Source organism: Paenibacillus sp. ov031, assembly GCF_900143165.1.
Taxonomy (GTDB): Bacteria; Bacillota; Bacilli; order Paenibacillales; family Paenibacillaceae; genus Paenibacillus; species Paenibacillus marchantiae.
In genome coordinates this window covers 424,414-450,529 of the sequence record NZ_FRDO01000002.1, presented here as the reverse complement: position 1 = coordinate 450,529, position 26,116 = coordinate 424,414, and the positions used below count along the sequence as shown (strand labels likewise).

The 26,116-nt window shown below is 47.8% G+C and carries 25 protein-coding genes and 1 pseudogene; 24 read left to right on the top strand and 2 right to left on the bottom strand.

Annotated elements, in window-relative coordinates:
• The first annotated feature begins 167 nt into the window (after window positions 1-167).
• From BUA17_RS12180 to BUA17_RS12075, 22 genes and pseudogenes are all read left to right on the top strand, one after another.
• Window positions 168-1,373, top strand: a complete 1,206-nt coding sequence (locus tag BUA17_RS12180; RefSeq protein WP_139295659.1) for an ABC transporter substrate-binding protein — start codon at window positions 168-170, stop codon at window positions 1,371-1,373.
• Window positions 1,374-1,398: 25 nt separating this feature from the next.
• A complete protein-coding gene (locus tag BUA17_RS12175) occupies window positions 1,399-2,265 on the top strand; it encodes a carbohydrate ABC transporter permease (RefSeq protein ID WP_063567591.1) in 867 nt (288 codons plus the stop codon).
• Window positions 2,265-3,092: a carbohydrate ABC transporter permease gene (locus BUA17_RS12170; protein WP_053782648.1), complete on the top strand. Its 828-nt coding sequence runs from the start codon at window positions 2,265-2,267 to the stop codon at window positions 3,090-3,092. The genes BUA17_RS12175 and BUA17_RS12170 overlap by 1 nt, the downstream gene beginning before the upstream one ends.
• A pseudogene (locus BUA17_RS31615) lies at window positions 3,092-3,209 on the top strand (carbohydrate ABC transporter permease); the annotation flags it as partial. The gene BUA17_RS12170 and the pseudogene BUA17_RS31615, both read left to right, overlap by 1 nt.
• Window positions 3,210-3,515: 306 nt before the next feature.
• Window positions 3,516-4,922, top strand: a complete 1,407-nt coding sequence (locus BUA17_RS12165) for an MATE family efflux transporter (protein WP_063567592.1) — start codon at window positions 3,516-3,518, stop codon at window positions 4,920-4,922.
• Between the two features lie 290 nt (window positions 4,923-5,212).
• The gene (locus BUA17_RS31175) at window positions 5,213-5,380 is read left to right on the top strand and encodes a hypothetical protein (protein WP_161490643.1); all 168 of its coding nucleotides are present in this window, start codon (window positions 5,213-5,215) and stop codon (window positions 5,378-5,380) included.
• A 214-nt stretch (window positions 5,381-5,594) separates the two neighbouring features.
• Window positions 5,595-6,458, top strand: coding sequence for an Rpn family recombination-promoting nuclease/putative transposase (locus BUA17_RS12150; protein ID WP_072733767.1), 864 nt, complete (start codon window positions 5,595-5,597; stop codon window positions 6,456-6,458).
• Window positions 6,459-6,682: 224 nt separating this feature from the next.
• Window positions 6,683-7,393 (top strand): response regulator transcription factor, encoded by a 711-nt coding sequence (locus tag BUA17_RS12145; RefSeq protein WP_072733766.1) that lies wholly within the window; start codon window positions 6,683-6,685, stop codon window positions 7,391-7,393.
• Window positions 7,390-8,895, top strand: a complete 1,506-nt coding sequence (locus tag BUA17_RS12140) for a sensor histidine kinase (RefSeq protein WP_072733765.1) — start codon at window positions 7,390-7,392, stop codon at window positions 8,893-8,895. The genes BUA17_RS12145 and BUA17_RS12140 overlap by 4 nt, the downstream gene beginning before the upstream one ends.
• Before the next feature lie 55 nt (window positions 8,896-8,950).
• On the top strand, window positions 8,951-10,060 hold the full coding sequence (locus BUA17_RS12135; RefSeq protein ID WP_139295654.1) for a DUF5050 domain-containing protein: 1,110 nt from the start codon (window positions 8,951-8,953) through the stop codon (window positions 10,058-10,060).
• A gap of 129 nt (window positions 10,061-10,189) precedes the next feature.
• Window positions 10,190-11,098 carry a LysR family transcriptional regulator gene (locus BUA17_RS12130; RefSeq protein ID WP_072733763.1) on the top strand — a complete coding sequence of 303 codons (909 nt, stop codon included), beginning with the start codon at window positions 10,190-10,192 and terminating at the stop codon, window positions 11,096-11,098.
• A gap of 374 nt (window positions 11,099-11,472) precedes the next feature.
• Window positions 11,473-12,666, top strand: a complete 1,194-nt coding sequence (locus tag BUA17_RS12125; protein ID WP_072733762.1) for a M20 family metallopeptidase — start codon at window positions 11,473-11,475, stop codon at window positions 12,664-12,666.
• 4 nt (window positions 12,667-12,670) lie between these two features.
• Complete coding sequence (locus BUA17_RS12120) at window positions 12,671-14,095, top strand: YfcC family protein (protein ID WP_244552130.1); 1,425 nt, start codon at window positions 12,671-12,673, stop codon at window positions 14,093-14,095.
• Between the two features lie 251 nt (window positions 14,096-14,346).
• On the top strand, window positions 14,347-15,234 hold the full coding sequence (locus BUA17_RS12115; RefSeq protein WP_064641719.1) for an oxygen-dependent tRNA uridine(34) hydroxylase TrhO: 888 nt from the start codon (window positions 14,347-14,349) through the stop codon (window positions 15,232-15,234).
• 13 nt (window positions 15,235-15,247) lie between these two features.
• Window positions 15,248-15,895 carry a helix-turn-helix transcriptional regulator gene (locus tag BUA17_RS12110; RefSeq protein ID WP_090809140.1) on the top strand — a complete coding sequence of 216 codons (648 nt, stop codon included), beginning with the start codon at window positions 15,248-15,250 and terminating at the stop codon, window positions 15,893-15,895.
• Between the two features lie 83 nt (window positions 15,896-15,978).
• The gene (locus BUA17_RS31850) at window positions 15,979-16,182 is read left to right on the top strand and encodes a PD-(D/E)XK nuclease family transposase (RefSeq protein WP_072733761.1); all 204 of its coding nucleotides are present in this window, start codon (window positions 15,979-15,981) and stop codon (window positions 16,180-16,182) included.
• On the top strand, window positions 16,172-16,591 hold the full coding sequence (locus BUA17_RS12100) for a PD-(D/E)XK nuclease family transposase (RefSeq protein ID WP_072733760.1): 420 nt from the start codon (window positions 16,172-16,174) through the stop codon (window positions 16,589-16,591). The genes BUA17_RS31850 and BUA17_RS12100 overlap by 11 nt, the downstream gene beginning before the upstream one ends.
• A 353-nt stretch (window positions 16,592-16,944) precedes the next feature.
• The gene (locus tag BUA17_RS12095; protein ID WP_072733759.1) at window positions 16,945-17,994 is read left to right on the top strand and encodes an ABC transporter substrate-binding protein; all 1,050 of its coding nucleotides are present in this window, start codon (window positions 16,945-16,947) and stop codon (window positions 17,992-17,994) included.
• 90 nt (window positions 17,995-18,084) lie between these two features.
• Window positions 18,085-19,005, top strand: a complete 921-nt coding sequence (locus BUA17_RS12090; protein ID WP_072733758.1) for an ABC transporter permease — start codon at window positions 18,085-18,087, stop codon at window positions 19,003-19,005.
• A 2-nt stretch (window positions 19,006-19,007) separates the two neighbouring features.
• The gene (locus BUA17_RS12085; protein ID WP_063567603.1) at window positions 19,008-19,802 is read left to right on the top strand and encodes an ABC transporter ATP-binding protein; all 795 of its coding nucleotides are present in this window, start codon (window positions 19,008-19,010) and stop codon (window positions 19,800-19,802) included.
• 140 nt (window positions 19,803-19,942) lie between these two features.
• Window positions 19,943-21,121, top strand: a complete 1,179-nt coding sequence (locus BUA17_RS12080) for a winged helix-turn-helix domain-containing protein (RefSeq protein WP_072733757.1) — start codon at window positions 19,943-19,945, stop codon at window positions 21,119-21,121.
• Window positions 21,122-21,192: 71 nt separating this feature from the next.
• Window positions 21,193-22,533 (top strand): MFS transporter, encoded by a 1,341-nt coding sequence (locus tag BUA17_RS12075; protein WP_072733756.1) that lies wholly within the window; start codon window positions 21,193-21,195, stop codon window positions 22,531-22,533.
• Between the two features lie 94 nt (window positions 22,534-22,627).
• On the opposite strand, the gene BUA17_RS12070 is transcribed toward BUA17_RS12075, so the two are convergent.
• On the bottom strand, window positions 22,628-23,209 hold the full coding sequence (locus tag BUA17_RS12070) for a hypothetical protein (RefSeq protein ID WP_072733755.1): 582 nt from the start codon (window positions 23,207-23,209) through the stop codon (window positions 22,628-22,630).
• A 28-nt stretch (window positions 23,210-23,237) separates the two neighbouring features.
• Window positions 23,238-23,771 carry a hypothetical protein gene (locus tag BUA17_RS12065; protein WP_072733754.1) on the bottom strand — a complete coding sequence of 178 codons (534 nt, stop codon included), beginning with the start codon at window positions 23,769-23,771 and terminating at the stop codon, window positions 23,238-23,240.
• A gap of 234 nt (window positions 23,772-24,005) precedes the next feature.
• Between BUA17_RS12065 and BUA17_RS12060 the strand changes: the two genes are divergently transcribed.
• Complete coding sequence (locus BUA17_RS12060; protein WP_072733753.1) at window positions 24,006-24,503, top strand: DUF6385 domain-containing protein; 498 nt, start codon at window positions 24,006-24,008, stop codon at window positions 24,501-24,503.
• 48 nt (window positions 24,504-24,551) lie between these two features.
• Window positions 24,552-26,099 carry a DUF6385 domain-containing protein gene (locus BUA17_RS31610; protein ID WP_244552129.1) on the top strand — a complete coding sequence of 516 codons (1,548 nt, stop codon included), beginning with the start codon at window positions 24,552-24,554 and terminating at the stop codon, window positions 26,097-26,099.
• Window positions 26,100-26,116 lie beyond the last annotated feature (17 nt).

Sequence of the window (26,116 nt, the reverse complement as noted above, 5' to 3'; positions counted from 1 at the left end):
GAAACCGTTTTAGGAATAATAGGACACATTATAGTCAACGCTCTAAGTATAAAACGGTGGAAGGATTAACCACGTGGTTACTTCACTAATTTAATGGGTAAATCTTTACGTATATAAGCTGAGGGAGGTACAACATGAGAACATCGCTTACCAAGGCACTCGGGTTAATGCTGCTTTGTGGAATAACGGCTGTACTTCTGTCTTCCTGCACAAGCGGGAATAATGCCAATGGCAAAGTGCAGGTTGAATTTTTTCAAAACAAACCCGAAGCCAAAGGAACCTTTGACGAATTAATCAAAACATTCAACGCCGAACACCCCGATATTCAGGTCACTCAGGTGAATCCACCTGACGCGGAGACGGTGCTGAAGACACGTGTGGTGAAGAACGATGTGCCAGACATTATGGCAATGGGGGCAACCGATACCTATTCCATTCTTGCACAGAGTGATATTTTCGCCGATCTGACAGACAGTCCACTGTTAAAAACGATCGATCCCAACTACATAAAGATGCTGAAGGATGTCACGGGCATGGATGAAGTGACAGGTGTTCCTTACGCAACAAATGCAAACGGCATCATGTACAACAAAACCTTGTTTAAAGAAATGGGTCTGAACGTACCCAAGACCTGGGACGAGCTGATTGCTACAGCCAAAAAAATTAAGGATGCGGGTAAAATTCCGTTTTACTTCACATACAAGGATGATTGGCAGACGAATCTGCCGTTCAATGCACTCGGACCTAACTTGGTTGGTATTGATTTCTACCTGGAGCGTCGCGAGAACAAAGTGACCTTCAAGGAGAAATACCGTGAGGTTGCGGAGAAGCAGTTGGAGCTGATGAATTACGGTCACGGCGACAACTTCGGTAAAGCGTATTCGGATGGTAACCGTGCCTTTGCCAATGGTGAAGCTTATATGTACATCCAGGGTACCTGGGCGATCTCCGAGATTCGCAAAGCCAACCCGAATGTGGACATTGGTTTCTTCCCATTCCCGACAGGCAACGATCCGAGCCAGATCAAGTTGGTGAACGGAATCGACTCTCTGTTTACCATTTCAGCGAATACACCAAACAAGGAGCAGGCCGAGCAGTTCATCGCGTTTCTGCTGGAGCCTGAAAATATAGGCAAGTACATTAAGGAACAGACGCTGTTCTCTGCGGTGGAAGGTGTAAAACAAGATGATCCTGCTGTACAGGAACTGACACCTTACATTGAGCAGGGCAAGGTTATCGACTTCGCCGATCACTATATTCCGGCTGCGGTGCAGCTGAATTCCATCGTACAGTCCTTTTTGCAAAACAAGAACATCGACAACTATCTGGATACACTCGACAAAGAATGGGACAAGGTAGCGAATCGGCGATAACGCCTTGTCCGAAGGAGGATGGAGTATGAACAAGCGCATCGCGCCTTATTACTGGATGACGGTTCCGGCGGTAATACTGTTCTTTGTATTTATGACGCTGCCGGCCCTCCAGGGGATCTATTATTCATTTACGAACTACAACGGATTCGGTAAAGGTTATGATTTTGTTGGATTCAAAAACTATTTCAATTTGTTTCAAGATGACAATGTAGGCAACGCCTACTGGTTTACCTTCAAGTTTGCGATCGTTGTAACGATCCTTACGAATATTCTAAGCCTGCTCATTGCACTCGGGCTGAATGCCAAGATCAAGTTCCGTAACTTTTTCCGTGGCATCTACTTCTTGCCGAATATCCTGAGTGTATTGATTGTAGGTTACATATTTAACTACCTGTTCTCCAACGTATTCCCGATCTGGGGACAAAACCTGGGCATCAACGCCCTATCCACCAACATTCTGGGCAGCGAAAGTCTGGCATGGATTGGGATCGTAATTGTAGCGGTGTGGCAATCAGTCGCGTTGAATACGATTCTGTATTTGGCGGGATTGCAAACCATCCCTACGACATTGTATGAAGCATCAAATCTGGACGGCGCTGGAAAATGGCGTGAATTCTGGAGCATTACGTTTCCGCTTATTGCCCCGTTCTTCACAATTAATATGGTGCTGGCGATGAAAAACTCACTGATGGTCTTTGACCAGATCGTGGCCTTGACGAATGGTGGACCGGGACGGGCAACACAGTCCATCTCCCATCTGATCTACACGGGTGGATTTGAAGGCGGCGAATATGCATATCAATCTGCGAACTCGGTTATCTATTTCATCGTTATTGCGGTGATTTCGATTCTGCAAATCCGGTTCCTGCAAAGAAGGGAGACGGATCTGTAATGAGAAGCCGTTTACGTACCAACTGGCCCGTTATGTTGTTAATTATTCTGGGTACCTTGTTCATTCTGTTCCCTTTATATATGACGGTTACAATCGCATTGAAAAATCCGGAGCAAATGGCCCAATCGGTCTTTGCTATTCCGACAACGCTTCACTGGGAGAACTTTGCAAGTGCAATAGACATGACAAACTTCTTCCAATCGTTCCGTAACAGTGCCATTGTTACTGCGTCAACAGTCATTCTGACCTTGCTCAGTAACTCTATGGTTGCTTACGCGATTGCCCGGAATATGGAGAAGCGGAAATTTTTCAAAGGGCTGTATTATTACTTCGTCAGCGCGATGTTTATTCCGTTTCCAATCATCATGCTGCCGATTGTTAAGCTGACTGCATCACTGGAAATGACCAATCTTCTGGGTCTTATCCTGCTGCATACGGTGTATGGTCTCGCCTTTAACGTATTTGTGTATGTAGGTTACATTCGGTCCATTCCAGTAGCGCTGGAGGAAGCAGCCTTCGTAGATGGAGCAACAACCTGGGGCACATTCTGGAAAATCATTTTCCCATTGATGGCACCGATCAGTGCTACGGTTGGTATTCTAACTTGTCTGTCTACCTATAATGACTTTCTGCTGCCACTCATTATTATTAGTGATCCGGCACAATACACGCTTCCACTGGTACAATATGTGTTCCAGGGTCAATTCAATACTGACTTCAACCTGGCGTTTGCATCGTACCTGCTGGCGTTGCTGCCGATGATCATCATTTACTTGTTTGCACAGAAATGGATTATCAATGGTGTAACACAAGGTTCAGTGAAATAAATTGGGGAGTGATTGGTGCGACACTGATGATTAGCATCCTGCCGATCCTGATCGCTTTCCTCGTCTTGAGCAATCGAATTGTTTGAAGGTATTGCTGCCGGATCGGTAAAAGGATAGATCTGAGCACCACACATGAGTTATTGGCTAATTTAAACCTTGGACCCTTACATATCCCGATCCAATAGGGATGTGTGAGGGTTTTTGCTCATCGTCTCGGACTTCGTATATCTCCTGAGAACATGTATTTAGAACGACTATATGAATGTATTTCTTCTCTATAATGCAAACTAAATGAAAGGACTGAAAATACCTATTATTGGAATTTCAAAAAACTTTCAAGTTTTTTCGCAAAACTACTGCATTTTCAAACCACCTGTGCTAACATACCCTAAGAATTAAAGCCCACACGGGAAAGGTGAGAAAATGACAGCAATATCCTCAACCAAAGAGTCCCTGCGTTCGGATGCCAAGGATCTGAATCTGATTCGGCTAACATGGCCTATTTTCCTGGAACTCTTCTTGTTTATGTTGATGGGGAGCGTGGATACGTTCATGCTCAGTTCAGTGTCCGATAATGCAGTATCCGGAGTCGGAGCAGCCAACCAGATTATTTCCATTGCGATTCTTGTACTGGAAGTCATTGGACATGGCGCTGCTATTGTTGTGGCACAATATATTGGTTCGAAGAAGTTGAGTGAGGCGGCACAGGTAACAGGTAACGCGATTACACTAAATCTGATTGTTGGACTGATCCTGAGCGGAAGCTTCCTTCTGTTAGGAGGACATCTGCTTACACTGCTTCATATCCAAGGTGAAATATACGATTTTGCCCGTTCTTATATAAGTATTGTCGGAGGCGGGATCTTCCTTCAGGCGCTGATTAACGCGCTGGCCGCGACGATTCGTACGCATGGTTACACCAAAGAGACGATGTATGTTTCCGTTCTGATGAACGTGATTCACGTCGTTGGTAACTACGCCCTTATTTTTGGCCATTTCGGCATGCCGAAGCTTGGTGTAGAAGGGGCAGCGATCTCAACGGTCGGAAGCCGTCTGATCTGTTTGATTATTTTCTTCTGGTTGCTCTATCGGGTTATGGATGTAAGGGTAGAGTTTAGCTATTACATCAACCTTTCGAAGAAATTTATCAGCAAAATCTTGCGAATTGGCATCCCCTCTGCACTGGAATCCGTTGTATATCAGTCCTGCCAGCTCGTCTTCACACTGTACGTGACCTATCTCGGAGCTGAAGCGATGGCAACCCGGCAATATGCGGGTAACATTTCAAGCTACATTTATCTATTCAGCATGGCGATCGGAATGGGGACATCCATTATTGTTGGCCGACTGGTCGGTGCACGGCGCAAGAACGATGCATACAAACGTGTATTCGACAGTGTGAAATGGGCGCTGCTCGCCACGGTTGTGATCGATGTAATTATTATTCTCTTCCGTGTTCCGCTGATGAGTGTTTTCACAGATAATCCGGAAATTATCAAGCTGGGCGCACAGGTCATCCTGCTCAGTCTTCTGCTGGAGACCGGGCGAACCTGCAATATTGTGATTATTGGTTCCCTTCGTGCCGCAGGTGATGCAAAGTTCCCGGTATACATGGGACTGATCTCCATGGTCTGCATGAGTCTACCGCTGGGCTATCTGCTGGTGTTCAAGCTTCACATGGGGCTCGCCGGTGTCTGGCTTGCTATTGCCGCAGACGAGTGGACACGAGCTGTCATTATGTATTTCCGTTGGAAGAGCCGGGCTTGGGAGAAACATGATCTGTTGGATCATGAGGAGGAAGTTGGAGCTCAGCCGGTGCCGGCAGTATGATGTTGATTTTGGAAAATAATTTCGATTTGAGTGGAGTATAGAAATAAAAAGGCGCCGCACTTGGGGCGTTAGTCAGATTAAAGAAGAGCCAATCATGGGATGGAGCATTCCTCCTGATGATGGGCTCTTTTTTCGTTATTTGTGCAGTATTACCTCGTTATCTTAGAGAGGTTCAGATCATAGGTGGGGGCTGTAGCGAAGTTTGTCACCAGAACAGGTTAGCAAAAATGATCAAAACGAAATGTGCAGCCACACGTATAGTAAGGATATGGAAAGGGGCTGGACTTTATTTGAATTCATACAGTGAATTGATTCAGCAAAGTCTCTACTTTATTGAAACGAATCTGTACGAGGATATCGGGCTTGAAGAAGTGGCGTCTGAAGCGCTTCTGTCACCCTATCATTATCATCAGGTGTTCCGCAGGGCAGTGCGGTCATCTCATTCGGGGTTATTTTGAACGGCAAAGGAAAAGTTTGGGTGGATAGTTTCCGTTTCGAAGAGGTTGATCCGAATACACCATTGACTCATATGGAGACAGAGTATGAGATGTCGGACGAGCCAATGAATTTGTCTTTTGAAGAGTGATCAGATGTGAATGCAGGTCCAACGTTAAGCTGAAGAAAGTATGGGAATTATGATATAATCCTGGGTAAGAATGGAGCTGATGCAGGATGACGGATTTGCTCGATCCTCGAGTTGATTTTGTATTCAAACGTATTTTTGGAAGTGAGCAAAGTAAAGATGTTTTGTTAGCTTTCCTTAACAGCACGTTTATTGAAACCGGTGAGTCGCCTCTTACGGAGATTACACTTATTAACACGTTTACGGACAAAGATAGTCCGGAAGATAAACAATCCATTTTAGATATCAAAGCGCGTACGGTGGAGGGTAAGTTAATCAACATTGAGATGCAGCTGTTTAATCCGTATAATATGGAAAAAAGGACGCTGTTCTACTGGAGTGAAATGTACTCTCACCAGATCAAGAAGGGCGAAAACTATAATCTTTTGAAAAAATGTGTGACGATCAATATTTTAAATTACTCATGTCTGGACAATGAACGATATCACAATGTTTTTCATTTACGCGAAGATCATACAGGTATTGGTTTGACAGATGATATAGAAATTCATGTGATGGAATTGACCAAACTGGATCAACACCCTGTCCCTATGGATAAGGGTGGACTGGTGAACTGGCTTTTATTCTTAAAAGGGATTGATCCATCAAACTGGGAGGTGCTGGCGATGAATGAACCGATGCTAAAAAAGGCGATGGACACGCTGGAATTTCTGAGTCAGGATGCAGCTACGAGAATGGCTTATGATGCACGGATGAAAGCACTAAGCGATGAAAAGTCGATGATTGAAGGTGCACGTGCTGAGGGTGAAGCCAAAGGGAAAGTAGAAGGTAGAGTAGAAGGTAAAGTGGAAATGGCTCGCGAGCTTCTTGCACTTGGCGTAGATATTTCAGCTGTGGTGAAAGCCTCCGGACTCTCTGCAGAGGAAATCAAAAAACTGCTGCCTAAGCAGTGATATGAAACTGAAATTACACTTTACAGGGCTAATCCAATTACGGGTTGGCTCTTTTTGTTGTGTTTGGGGTATAAAAAAAGTGGAGCGAAGTCGAAGCTGAGAGGATACAGTATATCTGGCGTTTCTCACAAATCGAAAAGTCCTCCATAGCTAATCAGGCCATACCTTGTTAACATAGATCCAAAGAATACGATAACTCATGACACATATAGAGGATGATTTCGATGAATAAGAAAGTATTGGTCGTGGATGACGAGTCAAGCATTGTCAGTGCCATTGCTTACGCGCTGCGGCGCGAAGGATATGAAGTAGAGACAGCAAATGACGGCGAAGAAGCGCTGGTCAAGGTGGCGTCATTCCATCCGCAGGTCATGATTCTGGACGTGATGATGCCCAAGCTGGACGGATACGGCGTATGCCGCAGGCTGGAGGATCGAGAGGATATCGGCATTATTTTGCTGACTGTCAAAAATGATATCGTGGATAAGATCGTAGGCCTGGAAATGGGCGCGGATGATTATATGACTAAACCGTTTGAGATCCGCGAGTTGCTCGCCCGGGTAAAGGCATTGATGCGCCGTGTGGAGAAAAGCAGCCCGTCCCCTGACGACCAGAAGAATCAGGTTATCGTCAATGGAACACTGCGCATCCATATCGCTCACCGCACCGTGACGGTGAATGAGGAGAAGCTGGATTTGACGCCAAAAGAGTTCGACTTGCTGACCATTCTGATGTCCAACCCCGAGCGTGTATACACGCGGGATGATCTGCTGGACCGGGTGTGGGGCATGGAATATGCCGGGGGCACACGCACGGTGGATATTCATATTCAGCGGCTGCGCAAAAAGATCGGCGATACCGACCAGCAAAAATTGCAAACGGTATACGGAATCGGCTATAAGGCATCAGCCCCTGAACCGGGCGGCTCGGTATGAGAATCAGCATCAAGCTGAAGTTCAGCGTTTTTCTAGCTGCATTGCTAATCCTGACCGTCGTTGTGCTCAGCTCGCTGGTATTGCGAGGTATTGAGCGCAACCAGCAGACGCAGATCGAGACCATTCTGTCCCAGCAGACCCGTCTGGTGAATCTGAATGTGCGGCAGTCTTACTATACCGAGTCCGTTCGTCTGGAGCAGGAGGTTTTTTTACAGCAAAATGGCCGCAGGTTGGCTCAAGAGCTTGCAAGCTCCACAGGTCTGCCCATCGCGCTTTATGATATGAAGGGACAGCAGGTTGGTTCATCAATCATGTCTGAGGAAAGTGCAGATATCACAGCGACGCTGAACTATGCGCTGCAAAATAAAATTGCTTATCACGAACAGGGGGACACCCTGCTATATGTAGCACCGCTGGACGGACCGGATGGACAGATGGGTGCTGTGCGCATGCAGTATCCGGTTCAGAGCTATCATGAATTCTATGCCCGTATCCTTCAGTTGTTTATGTGGGCGGGGATTGCGGTTGTTGGACTTAGCTTCATTCTGGGATATCTCTTCTACAATCGTTTTGCTGTTGCTATAACCCGATTGAAGAAGTCTGCCGATTCCATTCGTGAAGGGCATTATATTACCGAATCACCAGTGAGTCGCAAGGATGAATTGGGCGAACTGGGACAGGGCATTTATTATATGAGCACATCGATTCAACAAAATATTGAAGCCATGCATGCGGAACAGCAGAAGCTTCAGCTCGCTATCGAGAAGCTTCAGGCTCTGGAGCAGCAGCAGAAACAATATATCGGTAACATCAGCCATGAGTTCAAGACACCACTTACGTCGATTAAGGCATATGTGGAGCTGCTGGACATGTATAAGGATGATCCGCAATTGCTGGATGATGCCACGAGCAATATTGGCAAGGAAACGGAGCGGTTGTACGAGATGGTTGAGAAGGTATTACATTTATCAGCCCTGGAGAAATATGATTTTGAGAATCAGGCGGAAGACGTGGAGGTTCGTGCTCTACTGGAGGATGCCTGTGGCCGGATGCGGGGCAAAGCCGAGAAGTTTGCGCTGAACATGGAGCTGACGTTACTGCCTGCGGTGATCCGCAGCGATCGGGAGAGCCTGATGCATATTTTCATCAATCTGTTGGATAATGCGATCAAATATAATGTGCCGGGAGGTGTCATCCGGGTAAGCAATGAACTGCGAATGCAGGAGCGACAAGCGGTGATTCGCATCTTCAACTCAGGTACGCCCATTCCGGATGAGGCGAGCGAGAAAATCTTTGAACCCTTTTACACCATCAACAAAGACAGGGCCAGAAAAACCGGGGGAACCGGGCTGGGACTATCACTCGTCAAGCAATTTGTAGAGAAGCAGGGCGGCACAATCTCATTGTTGCCGGGCGATCCGAAACACGGGGAAGGGACGACGTTCCAGCTTGTTTTCCCTCTTGCCCATTCAAGTTTACAAGTTGGAAACAAGTCTGAATAACTTTGGAAGTATGCGATGTGTATGCTTGGTCTATAGAAAGCACTCAGGAGGGACCATGATGAATTGGAAACAGGCGGCTATGGGCACGCTCGGGGCGATTGTCCTATTATCGGTAACAGCATGCGGGGGAACAACGAAACCAGGGGATAATACACAGAACGGGAAATCCGGCACGGATATTACAGTCAAGGACAATACAAATACATCGGTATACCAGAGCTTTAAGCTGGAGAAAATCGATAAACTGTCGAATATGCGCGGGGTAGCGTGGCTAAGCAATGACTGGATTTTGTCGGATAAAGTAAACGAGTCCATGAAGCCTGTCACCGTTGAGGGTGAGAAACGTTACCCGCATAACTTATACATGTACGATATTACAAAGGGCACAGATACACCCGTGAAGGAAAGTGAAGTGAATCTGGGCTCACCACTCGTGTCCCCGGATAGTCAGTATATTTTCTACAGAGAACCAGAGGAATCGACGGGCAAAGGCTTCATTCTGAACCTGCACAACGGGGAAGTGGTTCCTGCAGGCAAGGAGGATGGATTTGTCTTTGAAGGCGCATGGCTGGATAAGGAGCATGTTGTTTTTCCAAACATGAATGGGGATATCATATCAGCAAGTGTGGATGGAACAACCAAAGCGCTGGTCAAGACGGGGAACTTCAATGTAAGCAGTGTCAGCGTTTCGGGGAATGTAATTTACTACATCACAGGCACGGACGGACAGTTGAATAGCTACGATACGAAGACCGGTGAAGTGAAGCAGGTGTTGAAAAGTGTAGAGAGGGTAATCCCGTCCAACGATGGATCAAGACTGGCGATTGTGAAAAAAACAGCCGATACCAAACGGGCGCTGGTGCTAACCGATCTGGAAGGGAATGAAAAAGCCACGCTTGCCAGAGGCACGCAGATCTTCGGCACGAGCTGGTCTGGTGACGATTCCAAAATCGCCTACACAATCAATTCGGAAAGTGACGATGAAAAAGGGCTGTTCGTCTCTAATACGGAATCGGCGGAGCAGTTCCAGATCTCGGCCGAAATGGATAACGCATCTGATCCACTGAGCTGGAGTCCGGAAGGCAACCGAATTTTGCTGTCACAGGCAGTGCAGGAAAATGAATCATACCACTTTGTCACCTCGGTCATTACGATCTCGCAGTAAATCATCATCGAAGAAGAAGTAAATTAGCAGAGCGGGCCTGACTCATATCGAGTTGGGCTTTTTCTGTACCTTTAACGCTGGTTTTCTGGGTTATACTGAAGAGACGAGAAGTAAAGGGGGAACATGATCATGGATGAAAAGGACTGCCGTCTGCTGCTGAGCGTTTCCGAAGAAAGTAGTCTGACCAAGGCTGCGGAGCGCATGTTTATGACCCAGCCGGCTTTGACATACCGTTTGCAGCAATTGGAGAAGGAATTTGGCGTGCCACTTATCGATAAAACGTTAAAAGGCGCCAGATTTACTCCCGAAGGAGAGCATCTCGCGATCTATGCCCGTAAAATGCTCAATGAGCTTAATCAGGTCAAGGAGCAGCTGTCGAACATTCGGAATGAGGTTAAGGGAACGCTGCGTCTTGGGATTGCCAATCATTATTCGTTGTACAAGCTTCCTCCCTTGTTAAAGCAGTTCAAGGAACTGTACCCTGAGGTTCAGTTTGCTGTGACCTGTGCTCTGAGTGTGGAGGTTATGGAACTGTTGATGCGGGATGAAATTCAGGTAGGGGTCATCCGGGGGGAGCATCCATGGTATGAGGGGAAACATCTGCTGCACGATGAACCGATCTGTATTGTATCCCGTGAACCCATTAATCTGGATGAACTTCCCGAGCTTCCGCAAATTGCATTTCAGGAGCCCTTGACGAAAACGGGTGGAACTCCTGTGAGCCCCTTCCGAGAGGGAGTAGCGGCCTGGTGGTATGAGCGCTATGAATGTTCACCAACCGTAGCGATGCGTGTGGACAGCTATGAGACATGTAAGGAAATGGTGCGTTATGGGCTTGGTTATGCCATTATTCCGGGTATTTTTGTGTCTGATTCGGATGGCCTTCACCAGCAGGAATTGATTCGACAGAATGGACAGGGATTGCGGCGTAATACGTGGTTAGTGTATAAGGGAAGTGTGCTGCAGCAGGCAACGGTGGGTCGCTTTATTGACTTGATGAAAACGGCTGGAACACAGCATGTTGTGGACGGAAACTAGATACAGACATAGCGGAATAGGTGCATTTATTCATGCATAATTATCCGATATTTTATTATCAAATAAGGAATTTTATTGCTGTTTGGCAGTGTCATTTTTATAGGAAGTACCCATTCGAAGGATGTACATAAGATTAAAATGTATACCGATGCCGTCTTGGCTAATATGAAAAATAACCAGTAATATACTGACATCTAATGATATCCATATGTTATTGTCTAGCGAGTCCATAAAATTTTTTATGGGCTATTCCTTAATTTTTTTGAATTTACTTCTGGCTTGGTCACACATACAATATATCCAATCTGATTGTATATTTATTCGATTAAATTGAATATAGAAATGCTGTATTTGGAGAAAGGCGGCAAAACAATATGTATCCTGACCCAGCTCATATGAAGCAAAAAATCAAAGAAACCGTAGATCGGCTGGACCCCGACTTGCGGGAATTATCCCTGCGCATTCACGCTAACCCTGAACTTAGCTTTCAGGAAGCCCAAGCACAACAATGGTTAACCGAACCGCTGGAAGCAGCCGGATTTCAGGTGGAAAAAGGCATTTCAGGCCTCGACACCTCGTTCCGTGCTGTATGGGAAGGCCAACCAAGTGGACCCACGATTGCACTGCTCGCTGAATATGATGCGCTGCCCCGCATCGGACACGCCTGCGGACACAATCTGATCGGAACCTCTGCTGTAGGTGCAGCACTGGCGCTCAAGGAATCTTGCCCTGATCTTCCGGGAAGGATCGTCGTTCTTGGCACACCGGCTGAAGAAGAGGGCGGCGGAAAAATCATTATGGTGAACGATGGCGTATTCAATGAGATTGATGCCGTCATGATGTGTCACCCGCAGCAAAAAACGATGGTACTGAGAGGTGCGTTGTCCTGTGTGGATGCAACCTTTACGTTCCACGGCAAACAGGCACATGCTGCCTCATCTCCTGAGAAAGGTATTAGTGCACTGGATGCCTTGGTCAACGCGTACGCGGGTATAAACTCACTGCGTCCTTATTTGAAGGATGACGTTAGGGTGAACGGGATTATCACCAAGGGTGGAGATGCGCCCAACGTGGTGCCTGAGCTGGCTGAAGCCGTATATATCATTCGGGCGAAGACCGTCGAAGAGCTGAAAATCGTCATGGACAAAGTATATCGCGTCGTGCGCCATGCTGCGGAAGGTGTTGGGGCTACGGTAGATATTACGGAAGGCCTGATCTATGCCGAGCGGAATAACAACAAGACTCTGGCGGGTCTGTTCCAGCAGAACCTGGAGGATATGGGTATTGAAGTGCATGATCCACCGCAAACGGGCGGCGTCGGTTCTTCGGATATCGGTAACGTAAGCCAGATTACAGCCGCAATCCATCCGTATATTCGGTTAGGAGATGCGACAACACACACACCTGAATTTGCCCGGCTTGCCGGAGCAGAGGAAGGCATGATTGAGCTGAACCGTGCGGCGAAGGCACTTGCACTGACGGCGTTCGATTTGTACGCAGACAAGGCAGCATTGCAGCAGGTACGTGATGAATTTGAAGCATGGAAACAACAGAAGGACGAGGGATGATGAATTGGAAAACATAACAAAACAACCACAACAACGGCGCAAATGGTTTAAGATGCCTCACACCTTCGTCATCTTGTTTATTCTGGTGCTGGTAGCTACCGTGCTAACCTACATTATTCCAGCAGGGGAATTTGATCGGGTCAAGGATGAAGCAACAGGCAAATCCTTGCTCGTTCCAGGTTCATATCATCATGTAGAGGCCAATCCAACGGGATTATGGGATATTCCCAAGTCCATCGTTCGCGGACTGGTTGACTCCGCGGACGTTGTATTCTTTATTTTCATCATCGGCGGAGCATTTCAGATCATTACGAGTACGGGAACGATTGAAGCCCTTACAGGTAGGGTAGCCCGTTCGTTCGCCAATAAGGGATTATGGGTCATTCCAATATTCATCACCTTGTTCTCAGTTGGTGGATTCACGATGGGCATGTCCACAGAGGTTATGGTCTTTGTACCGATCGGGATTGCCATTGCGCGTGCGCTGGGGTATGACGCTCTAACCGGTACGGCGATGATCTCGCTGGGGGCCTCGTGTGGTTTCACTGCCGGACTGCTCAATCCGTTCAACGTAGGACTGGCTCAGGCCATTGCAGAAGTTCCAATTTTCTCAGGGATGTGGCTTCGTGCAATTATCCTGGTGTGTCTCATCTCCGTGACAAGTATCTATATTATGCGGTACGCGTCCAGAGTGAAGTCTGATCCAACACGTGGTTTGGTGCATGAGCTGGAGCAGGAGCAGGCAGCAGATACACCTGCGGTGGACCTGAACAAACTGCCAACGATTCGCATCACACATATTCTGACTATCATTACAATTGTAGCTGGCTTTGCCCTGTTAATCTGGGGTGTATCGAAAGAAGGCTGGTGGATGGAAGAACTGGCGGCCCTCTTCCTGAGCATGGGCGTGATCGCTGGTCTTGTCTCCGGGTTCGGTCCTAGTCGAATTGCAAGTGAATTCGTCAAAGGTGCTAGTGGCATCGCTTATGGTGCCTTTATCATCGGTCTGGCAAGAGGCATCATGGTTGTCCTCGATCAGGGTAACGTGATTGACTCCGTAGTATACGGAATGTCTACAGCGGTTGGCGAATTGCCGTCCTCCGTGCAGGTACTGGGTATGTATTTCTTCCAAAATATCATGAACGTGTTCATCACCTCGGGTACAGGTATGGCAGTGACAACGATGCCGATTATGGTTCCATTATCGGATCTGCTCGGGGTTACCCGTCAGACTGCCGTACTGGCTTTCCAGTTCGGAGACGGATTCACCAACATGATTCTGCCAACGTCTTCAGCCTTAATGGGTAGTCTCGCGGTATCCGGCATTCCGTATCAGAAATGGGTTAGATTCTTCTGGCCGCTGATGGTCATGTGGATCGCTATGGGTATTGTATTTATGCTGATCGCCAATGCCATTCAGTATTCTTAATCGTTCAATTAAGGTAAGTAGCGAAAAATGTATTCCATAACTTACATTCCTTTCTATACATTTATATTGACTAAGCTATTCCGCTTCCGATAAACTAGAATGCAGGAATAAAAGTCGAATGTTCAAAGCAGCAGTTCGAGACATTGTTTCGGACGGCTGTTTCTTTTCTTTTTCATAAGCAAGGTTGCAACGTTGTAGTCTTGTCGGATGATCCGGCCAATAACAACATGGAATAGGAACAGGTGATACACATGTGTAACAGCGCGTACCGCGTGCTTTTATATTATAAGTTCGTGAAGATTGAAGACCCTGAAACGTTTACGCAAGAGCATCTGCAATACTGTAAGGACCTGGGTGTAAAAGGACGTATTCTGATTGCCTCGGAAGGCATTAACGGTACCGTATCCGGTACACCAGAGCAAACCGAGCAGTACATGAAGGATATGCATGCCAACCCGCTGTTCAGCGATATGGTATTCAAGATTGATGATGTCGAAGAGCATGCGTTCAAAAAAATATTTGTTCGTCACAAAGCTGAGCTGGTTACGTTCCGTGTGGACGAAGACTTGGACCCGAACGAAATTAGCGGTAAACGGTTGTCCCCGAAAGAATTTTACGAGCATCTTCAACAGGAGGATGTCATTGTAATTGATGGCCGCAATGACTACGAGTACGAGATTGGTCATTTTCGAGGTGCAATTCGTCCGGACGTAGAGTCGTTCCGCGAGTTTCCGGAATGGATTCGGGATAACCTGGGCGACATGAAGGACAAAAAGATCATTACTTACTGTACTGGCGGTATCCGTTGTGAAAAGCTGACCGGGTTCATGATTAAGGAAGGTTTCCAGGACGTGGCTCAACTTGATGGCGGAATCGTGACCTATGGTAAGGATGATGAGGTACAAGGTCGTTTGTTTGATGGGAAATGTTATGTTTTTGACGAGCGTATTTCCGTGCCGATTAACCGGACGGATGAAGATATCGTGATTGCCAGCTGTTATCACTGTGGAACGACGCATGACCGTTATATTAACTGTCCAACCTGCAACCTGCAGCATGTAAGCTGTGAGGATTGCGAAGAGACGCATAACCGCTTTTGCTCGGATGCCTGCCGGGAGGCAGCACCGGTAACCGCATAAGCAGGGAGAGCAGGTGCTGATCGTGAAGCGCGAAGAGGAACGAACGACGCGTGAACGGATTTTGTTCATGCTGAAGCAGCAAGGCACAATGACCGCAAGGGAAATGACAGCTGAGCTTGGTCTGACCGGCATGGCGATTCGCCGTCACCTCACGGCACTGGAGCAGGAGGGATGGATTGAAGTTCGGGAAGCCAGAGCTACAGCTGGACGTCCCTCCGCCGTATACCATCTGACGGTACGCGGGGATAGCTTTTTCCCAAAATCATATTCATCACTGACCCTGGAACTGCTGGAGGAACTGTCGGATTCAGCGGGCAGCGGTGTCGTGGATGCATTGTTCGAGAGCCGCCGGGACAAGCTGCTTCGCAGCGGACAGCCACAGATGCAAGGTCAGGATCTGGCCGGACGTGTCGAGGAACTCGCGCGCATTCAGAATGCAAACGGATATATGGCCGATGCCTCCAAGGAAGAGGATGGCACCTATGTGCTTACCGAGCTGAACTGCCCTATTGTGCAGGTAGCGAGTGTCTATAAACAGGCTTGCCGCTGTGAACTGGAACTGTTCCGTTCATTGCTGCAGGCTGATGTGGAGCGCACCGAATGTTATGCGGATGGCGGCAAAAAATGCACGTACCAGATTCGCGAAGCGGCTGGGAATTAGCATGTATAGAGATTGTTTCGATCACTCGGAACAGTCTCTTTTTTGTTTGGAAAATGACGTAAAAACGTTATATTAAGTATTAGATGCGTGTTATTATTAAATTTACATCCAGCTCAAAAAAATGCGTAGCGATTAACATTGTTAATTTCAATATGCTCGCTAATGATCATTATCACAACGTATTTCATTTAAGAGAAGATCATACAGATATATCCCTGACAGATGATATAGAGATTCATTTTAGGCGAAATTTCGAAGTTAAAAGACAACAACATTATGATGAATGATGGATTAGTGCGATGGCTATTATTTTTAAAGGGGATAACCAAGTCTAGCTGGGAGGAGTTATTGATGCACGAACCGGAACCGGCGTTGAAAAAAGCCATGAGTGTATTGGAGTTTCTGAGCCAGGATGAGCAAGCACGTCAACAATATATCGACCGTCAGAAATTTCTATGGGATGAAGTTTCCATGATTGAGGGCGCACGAGAAGAAGCTCTCAAGAAAGGCTTGGAGGAAGGCATCCAAAAAGGAATCGAAGAAGGCATCAAAGAAGGCATCAAAGAAGGAGAAGCAGAGAGTAAACGTAAAATCGCAATCAATATGCTCGCTTTGGGGCTTGATCAAGATACCATTATCAAAGCTACCGGGCTAACATTATCTGAACTAGAAGAATTGAAAAAAGAAAAAGAATGATGTGTATTTTCTCTTCACCCAGTTGTATATCCTTTCTTAGCAGAGGCCTTATTGCAAAATTGCAGAGGCCTTTTTTTGTTTTATGTAATGTTTTCTCTCACGTATCTGCAATGAATGCAAATTGGAAGCGGTTCAACCATTGACGGGAAACAGGTCGCACCTTAATATTAGGGAAACAATAAAATACCAACACGAGTCATGGACTTCAGTCGCATGAGAAAAGTCTATATTTGTCTGCTTTTGTCGGTCAAAGCAACAATGCGTTGAAGCGTTCGTTTTGTCCCGTCCTATCGTGTCACTTGGATAACGATGAGGGCATCAACATTTTAGAAGATGGAGAGGGGTTCTCACACATGAAAAAGAAATGGTTAATGTCTCTGATGATGGTTGCATCTATGATCGTAGCGGCAGGTTGCGGAAATAACAGCGGCGGTAGCACAACGACCGAGGGATCGGGCAGCACAACAGGTGAAGGTACGGCAGAAAAATCGTATCGCATCGCGATCTCGCAAATCGTCGAGCATCCATCGCTGGATGCCACACGTGAAGGATTCATTGCAGCGCTGAAGGATGCTGGTCTTGAAGAGAACAAGAACTTGACGATTGACTATAATAACGCGCAAGGCGATTCAACGAACAACCTGTCCATTGCCCAGAAGATTGCCGGCGATTCCAAGAATGACCTGGTTCTAGGGATAGCAACGCCATCCGCACTGGCCCTGGCTCAACAAGTGAAGGACAAGCCATTGCTTTTCGCGGCAGTGACGGACCCGCTGGGTGCCAAACTGGTGAGTGACATGGACAAGCCAGGTGGTAACGTAACAGGTGCATCGGATACGAACCCGGAGGCGATCGTGCAATTGGCTGATTTTATCGCCAAATATTTACCGGATGTGAAGACGGTAGGTCTGGTTATTAACGAGGGCGAACCGAATGCGGTGGTGATGGCGAACAATGCGGAAAAAGCGCTGGCAACACATAATATCAAGCTGGTCAAAGCACCAGTTACGAACACATCCGAAGTAAAACAGGCAACCGATTCTCTGGTTAGCAAAGTGAATGCCTTCTATATCACGCTGGATAACTCGGTAGTTAGCGCAGTGGATACAATCATCCAGACCGCGAACAAAAATAAAATTCCGTTCTTCTCCAGTGACCGGGATACCGTGGAAAAAGGGGCTTTCGCAACCGTTGGCTTCAAATACTACGATCACGGATACCAAGTGGGTGAAATGGCTGCGGACATTTTGAAAAATGGGTCGAAACCGGGCGACATGAAAGTCACCGTGCCGGACAAGCTGGATCTGATTCTGAACCTGAAAGCTGCTGAAGCTCAAGGCATCACTGTTACCGATGAGATGAAGGCAGAAGTGAAGGACCAGGATAACAACATTATTCAATAATCTGACCGGAGATCCTCCGGCAGTACGGATGCGAGGCGGACGTGCAGGCGGGTTCGCCTCATTCTTTTCGATAGACAGGGAGGAAGCAATGTGAATTTGACTTGGGGTTCAATTGAAGGGGCAATCGAGCTTGGATTGTTGTATGCACTGATGGCATTGGGTGTATATATTACATTCCGCATACTGGACTTCCCCGATCTCACCGTAGACGGAAGTTTTACAACTGGAGGCGCAATCGCGGCGGTCATGATATCCAACGACTTCTCTCCTTGGCTCGCTTGCTTGGCAGCAATGGCTGGAGGAATGGTGGCTGGCGCCTGTACAGGTCTGCTGCACACCAAAGGCAAAATTAACGGGCTGTTATCCGGTATTCTGATGATGATTGCTCTGTATTCAATTAATATGCGTATTCTCGGCGCACCGAACAAATCCATTATGGGCATGGATAACCCCTTCTCGGGTGAGCATGTCATGGTTATCATTATCGTAGTTGTGCTGGTATTCAAAATCATGCTGGATCTGTTTATGAAAACAGATATCGGACTGGCACTGCGCGCCACAGGTGACAACAAACGCATGATTCGCAGCTTCGGCGCGAATACGGATGTGACCACCATTGTTGGTGTCAGTCTGTCCAACGGACTTGTTGCGCTGTCTGGAGCATTTATTGCACAGCAATCCGGTTTTGCAGATATTACGATGGGAATTGGGATGATCGTTATCGGACTGGCCTCCGTTATTATCGGGGAAGCCATTCTGGGTGCAAGAACCGTATTCTGGGCCACACTTGCGGCCGTTGTCGGTTCAATTATTTACCGGATTGTGGTCGCGATCGCACTCCAGGTCGAATGGTTTGATACATCGGATCTGAAGCTGATCACCGCTGTGATCGTTATTATCGCACTTGTTTTCCCAACCATGCAGCGCTCCATGAAGCAGAAAAGCCTGGCTCGCAAACGAACCGAAGAGCTTATGGGCTCGTCGAGCCAACAGGCGAAGGGAGGCATGTGATTATGCTTGAGATTACACAAGTGACCAAACTGTTTAATCCGGGAACGACCGACGAGAAGACTGCGCTGGTTGGCGTAAACCTGACGATGAACCCGGGAGACTTCGTGACCGTGATTGGCAGTAATGGCGCGGGAAAATCAACGTTGATGAACATTATCTCAGGCGTCATGAAGCCAGATATGGGCGATGTGCTGATCAATGATCGTTCCATCAAAAGCCTGCCTGAGCATAAACGCAGCAGTTGGATTGGCCGTGTGTTTCAGGACCCGATGGCGGGTACAGCACCGCATATGTCCATTGAGGAGAATATGGCGATGGCGTACAAACGTGGCAAGGGCCGTGGACTGGGCTTTGGAGTGACCCGTGCAAGACGGGAGATTTTCAACGCCCAGTTGGAGAAACTCGGCATTGGACTCGACAAACGCCCCAATGCCAAAGTGGGCCTTCTGTCTGGCGGTGAACGCCAGGCGCTCAGCCTGCTCATGGCAACATTCACCCAGCCGCAAATTTTGCTGCTGGACGAGCATACGGCTGCGCTTGATCCTTCTCGTGCGGAGCTGATCACAGAGCTGACAGAGACGCTTGTACGTGAGATGAGACTTACAACGTTGATGGTCACACACAATATGGAGCAGGCCATACGTTTGGGCAATCGTCTAATTATGATGGACAAAGGCCGAATTATTTTGGACGTTAGTGAAGAGCGTAAGCGCACGCTGACCGTACCTGAGTTATTGGGTGAGTTTGAACGTATCAGCGGTAAAAAAATGGCCGACGATCGCGTGGTGCTGGGTTAAATCCAGGGAGCACCTTGCGATTACCGAAGAGAGCCAGTACATCTCATTACAAAAACCTTTTGCGTTCTCGCAAAGGGTTTTTGTGGTATGTTGAACAGAATAAGGATCACAAGTAGTAAGCATACATAGGAGGGCCAAGCATGTTGTTACAATTCGATGAAGGAACATACACGGTAATCCAGCGCACCGATTCCATCCGCCTGCTGGCGAAGGAATTTGCACTGCTGTATTTTTTGTATGAGAACAAGGAAAAAGCCTTTACTCGCAGCCAACTGCTGGATCGGGTATGGCCCTTGGAATATCCGGTTGAACGCACCGTGGACGACCATGTGTATCGACTGCGCAAGAAACTGAAACGTTGGGAAGAAATTGCACTGGAGACCGTGCGTGGTTATGGTTACCGACTTATCATCCGATCGAATATGGCAATATTGCCCTCTAACCCTTCCGCCCAAGATCAGGAGATGCGAGAAGTGATTCATGGATTGTTCCGCAAATATCATCTGTATGGGCAGGGCAAATCGATGCTCACGCTGCTGGATCAGCAAGAAGCACTGGGCATTGAGATTGATCCATTTTATCAGTTGTATATTCACTTTATTCAGGGAGATCTGGAATGGTTGATTACAACGACGGAAATTCCCTTCGAGGAACGTTTGTATTGGCTGCTAATTTTTACACATACCCTGATTGAACCATCGGAGAGTTTGCCATTGTACGAAAAGGCTCTGAAATCATCCGCTTTGTCTGCCGATCAGCTTCGTGAACTTCGTATTCTGAACATTGTTGAAGTCTACGCAGAGGTGGGCCAGTATGAACGAGCCAAGGCTCGACTCATTGAAACGTATCACGTGATGGAGAAAGATGAACTGGTTCATTTCAGACTTCCGGTAAAGCTCTCAGCGTTGTATGTGGAACTGTGGGGTGGCAGCGGCGAAGCGGTAGAGGATCAGATGTCTGCTCTGCGTTCCGGGTTGAAAGATGCGCCATACTTGCGGGAAATCGGACGCTTTCAAGTTATGGAAGGCCTATGGTTGCTTAGACAAGGGAGAATCCGAGAGGCAGAGCCTAGAATGGACGATGGTCTGGACGTATTGAAAATGACATTGAACGCACCGCTATATCTCAATTCGGCTTACCAAATATTGTTGTTCATGGCACACCACCGGATAGAGGGGCGACTTCGCACTAAATACCATCAAATTTATGCGGATATCTCCAAAAGTTACGGCGTGCCTATTTATGGACAACAAATTGTGGATGAAATCCGCACATTTTTATCCCCGTTTGCTCCATCCTCTGATCTTCCTCTGATATAACACCCTTATGATTACAGCCAAGGAACATATAAGCCAGCAACAAGGCTGTAATCAGGGGAGGAAGTATACGTATGAACGTCATTTCAAATGAACCCAATCCATCATCCATTTCGTCCAATGGTTCATCCAAAAGCCTATGGACCAACTTCCGCTTCATGCGGATGTTTATTGCTTATTCGCTCGCAACCTTTGGAGATTGGTTTGACGCGCTCGCCATCCAGGTAATGGTCGCTTATCGTTGGGGTGCTGATCCTCTGATCATAGCCCTTATTCCGGTATGTATGGCTGTTCCGGGGATCGTACTTGGCTCGGTGGCAGGTGCACTGGCTGATCGTTTGCATAAGGTGAAAATCATGATGATATGTGATGTGATCACCGTCTTATTAACGATTGCAATTCTGTTCGCGCCAAGTGCGGCTTGGCTGCTGCCGCTTCTTGCTTTACGAGCGATGATGGGGGTATTCCATGTACCTGCGCAGCAGGCACTTACGCGTCAAGTGGTAGCAGAGGAGCATTTGTTTCAAGCATCGTCACTGAACGGTTTTGTGAACCAATGCTCCAAAGTAGCGGGACCGCTGCTGGGTGCAGTCATTGTGGCCGTCTTTTCACCGCAAGTCTGTATTTTAATCAATGCTTGTACACGTTTGTTGTCCGGAGTCGTGTTATGGCCTTTACGGCGTCTAACAGAGGATCCAGAACCTTCTGCATCGGATGGAGGTCCTTTGGAAACGGGGGAGACCGCGGAATCTCTATTCATTCAATGGCAGAAGGGTTGGCGTTTTATCCAGAGCAGCCGCACCCTTCTGAGTACGATTCTGTTTGGTTGCTTTGGATTAATGGCGATCCTCATGATCGATTACCAGTTTACGACGCTGTTTCGGGAGATCAAGCCTGGCAACGAAGCTCTGATCGGCTGGCTGGGATCATCCGCTGGGGCAGGTGCGGTTGTGATTATTCTACTATTGAATCGACTTCCGCGAATAGGGTATGGCTGGGGGTTGGGTGGAGGATATTTGCTGATTGGTGCCGGAATTGCTGCGCTTGGCTGGGTCAGTTCCCAAACGTCCGAGTTCTGGATTATCATCTGGGGCTTATGCATCGGAGTGGGCAATGGACTGTTCATGGTGACGTTGAATTACTTGCTGCAAAAAGAAACCCCTCCTGCCTTTGTCGGCCGTGTATTCGGTATTCAAAACTCGCTTTCGAGTGTCGTGCTGGTCGTTGCTCCACTTGCTGGAGGTGCCTTGATTCGGAGCGTGGGGCCCAGTCCCACATTTCAATATATTGGCATGGTGACACTGGCCATTGGTTTGGCCGGCATGTTGCTGCAACGAATCTTATGGAAGGGGGAACAACCACTTCCGGCAGAATCGACTGGTGAACATGGGCAGAAGCCAGTCAGACAGCCATAACTGCCATCGTTACGGTAAAAAGAAGATCGAACGATGAACAGCCGCTACGGTTACTTATCCGTAAGCGGCTCTTTCCATCTAATAGGGCAGTACATCATACTTCCCACCAAGAGAAATAGGAGGTGGAGGCCATCAGCCCCCCAACTGAGAGTGAGCCACTCACCGACAGGTTAATGGACTGACCGGGAGGAACCACGTAACGTCCTAACTCATTGGATAGAAAGGGACCTACCTGCAAGGGCATAGCCAATAAGGTTGTGGTACCCGTGGGAGCGGCAGCGGAGAATCGCACCGTTGCAATGCTCGTGTTACTGCTTGATAAATTATTGTTTACCGGTGTGAGTGTGCTCGGTGATGTCAATGTTCCATTTGCAGACAGAGTCATGGTACCACTGAAGGAAGAAAGCAAGTTGAGCGCGACTGTGATTCCGCCAGAAAGCCGTGATATATATACATTTTTACCGCTCCCGGCTGGGTTGGTCAGTTGGACAGTAGCAATAACACTGCCCCCCAGCAATCCTAGTGTTGTGGAGTTGGTTGAGCCTGCATTGTACAGATTGCCAGTACTACCTGCATTATTCTCAGGTGGAGCCACAATGCCGGGAGAGGTAAACGTATTCGTAATGGATGTATAAACGGGACGGTTTAGCGGGTTGAACACGTGATCATTCGGCATTGTGCACACTCCTTTTTTAAATGATATGTCAGAATTCCCACCAGGAAAGATTAATGGAGGCGGTTTGGGAGCCTGTTCCCGCACTGATGGATAGTGTCTGTCCTGGAGGGACGATGATAGAACCGTTCAGGTTTAACATATACATGCCCGCTGTAAGAGGAATGCTTAACAAGCTTGTTAATGTTCCCGTTAATGTGCCGGTATTTTGCCTTGTTGTCATTACACTCGTATTGGTATTGCCCAACAATGTATTGACTGGCACAGGTGTGGTACCACCTGTAATGGTTCCGCCGGAATAGACAATGAGTGTAGCAGCTGCGGTTGTGCCTCCGCTGATCCTAGAGACGTACAAGGTACGCCCACTGCCCACTGCATTAACGACCTGCAGCAACAGATTTAGTCCAGCACCTACACTGACATTATTGGTAGTCAGTGCAAAAGAACTGCCTGCGGCTGCCGCCCCGCCCTCTGGAGTGGACTCAATGCCAGGGGCAGAGAATGTATTAGTCAGTTGAGTATATAAGGGACCGTTAGATTGATTGAATACATTGGAATTGGTCATATAATCCACCTCCAATCTGCCTGAATAAGATAACCAAAGTGAATTTTTTGGAATGTGCTGCTTCTATGAAATTTTGAAATAGAGACGTGAAGAGGTTGTACTTGCAGTGTATGTGGGAAAAAGGGGAAGGGTTTGGGATACAAACAGTAAATCCTCAAATAACGGCGTATGCCGTGCCCGTATTTTACATGCAGGCATACGATGCGTAAGCACATTTTTTAAGGGGAAATCGATATGAGTCGAACAGCGAAGCGTAGCAAGAAGAGAACGAACCAAACAACTAAATATGTCAGCCGTCGCCAATCCCGTCGTTCCTGCCGCGCTAAATTGCTGAAACCTCCTTGTTCCCGGATTACTCGTCCCCGGTTCAAGCAGGGTACTTCCTCACGTACGACACTCCCTGGTGCTACTCACTGTTTTACAGAGCATACGTATGTCGGAGCCGAGACAAACGGTAGTATGAATTCTCTTCCGGCTCAAGACACCTCATCGCTCAGCATGTACACATATGGCATTGTAAATCGGGGCGAACATCCGGCTCTTGTGCAGATTCAGATCAGCCCTAATGCCAGGGACTATGCTGTGGACAGCCAGGAAGTGATTGCCGGAGGGCAGACCAAAGCGCTTGTGCCGCTGCGATTCCTGCGTTATACCCGGCTGGTTATCCAATCGGTTGAACCGGATCAGCCGACCCGGCTCGATGTTTATTTTCAGGCACAGCGTATGCCGTAAGAACGTGGAATTCTACAACCGATTTGACCAGGGAGGAGGACGAGGCATATGCCTAACTTTACAACGTTTAACACGAATCCGGATAATCTGAGAACTCTGATTTTTGGTCATGATAGTACAGGCGCAGCCCAGCCGGTTCACACCGATACAAGCGGGAACGTACTCGGAATTATTTTGGATGGTACGATCAGTAATATCTCAGGTCTGACTACCGTTACGATTAATGCCGGAACTATCACAAATATTCTTAACGGAACGATTACCAGCGTCCTCGGAGCAACGATCACGGCGGGTACAATTAACAGCGTGCTTGGCGCAACCATCACAGCCGGAACATTAACAAACCTGCTGAATGGTACAATCACCAGTGTTTTGGGAGCCACCATTACTGCCGGAACGATCACAAGTGTGCTCGGGGCAACCGTGACGGCGGGGACATTAACAAACCTGCTCAATGGTACCATCACCAGCGTGCTTGGAGCTACAATCACCGCAGGAACACTGACGAACTTGCTGAACGGTACAATTACCAGTGTACTGGGAGCGACGATCACAGCCGGAACGATCACCAGCGTGCTTGGAGCCACAGTGACCGCGGGAACACTGACGAACTTGCTGAACGGTACAATTACCAGTGTACTCGGGGCGACGATCACAGCCGGAACAATTACTAGTGTACTGGGAGCAACGATTACGGCGGGTACAATCAATAGCGTTCTAGGAGCCACAGTGACCGCAGGGACACTGACGAACTTGCTGAACGGTACAATCACGAGTGTACTGGGAGCGACGATCACAGCCGGAACGATCACCAGTGTGCTTGGAGCCACGGTGACGGCGGGGACGCTGACGAACTTGCTGAATGGTACAATCACAAGTGTACTGGGAGCGACAATCACAGCCGGAACGATCACCAGTGTACTGGGAGCAACAATCACGGCAGGTACAATCACCAGCGTGCTTGGAGCGACGATTACCGCAGGGACGCTGACCAATCTGTTGAACGGTACAATCACAAGTGTACTGGGAGCAACGATTACAGCCGGAACACTGACGAACTTGTTAAATGGTACCATCACTAGTGTACTGGGAGCTACCGTGACAGCGGGAACGTTAACGAATTTGCTGAACGGTACGATTACCAGTGTACTTGGTGCCACCATTACAGCCGGAACGTTGACCAATTTGTTGAATGGTACCATTACCAGCGTATTGGGAGCCACGATTACGGCGGGTACACTCAGCAGCGTGACGTCCATCTCGCAAAAAAGCTTTCAGGAATCACAGCTTCTCAGCACGCCAACGGCAAACACGTTTACACCGCTTCCGGCGGTCACGACGAGTGTATTCGGCACTTATTCTTTCTTTGTATATAACAGGGGGCCGGGGCTTAACCGGGTCGATGCCCGCGTGGAAATCAGTGCCAACGGTACCAACTGGTACGATGATGTGGACACGGTGACCGGGATTTTGCCAGGCTCGGTCGATGTTCTGGTGCCGCAGCGTTTTCTCAAATATACACGTCTTTCCTACCGCTCCAGTCTGCTGGGAGCATCCAGCACGATTGATGTGTTCTTCAATGGACAAGGCACATAACCCGGTTTGTTGTCATA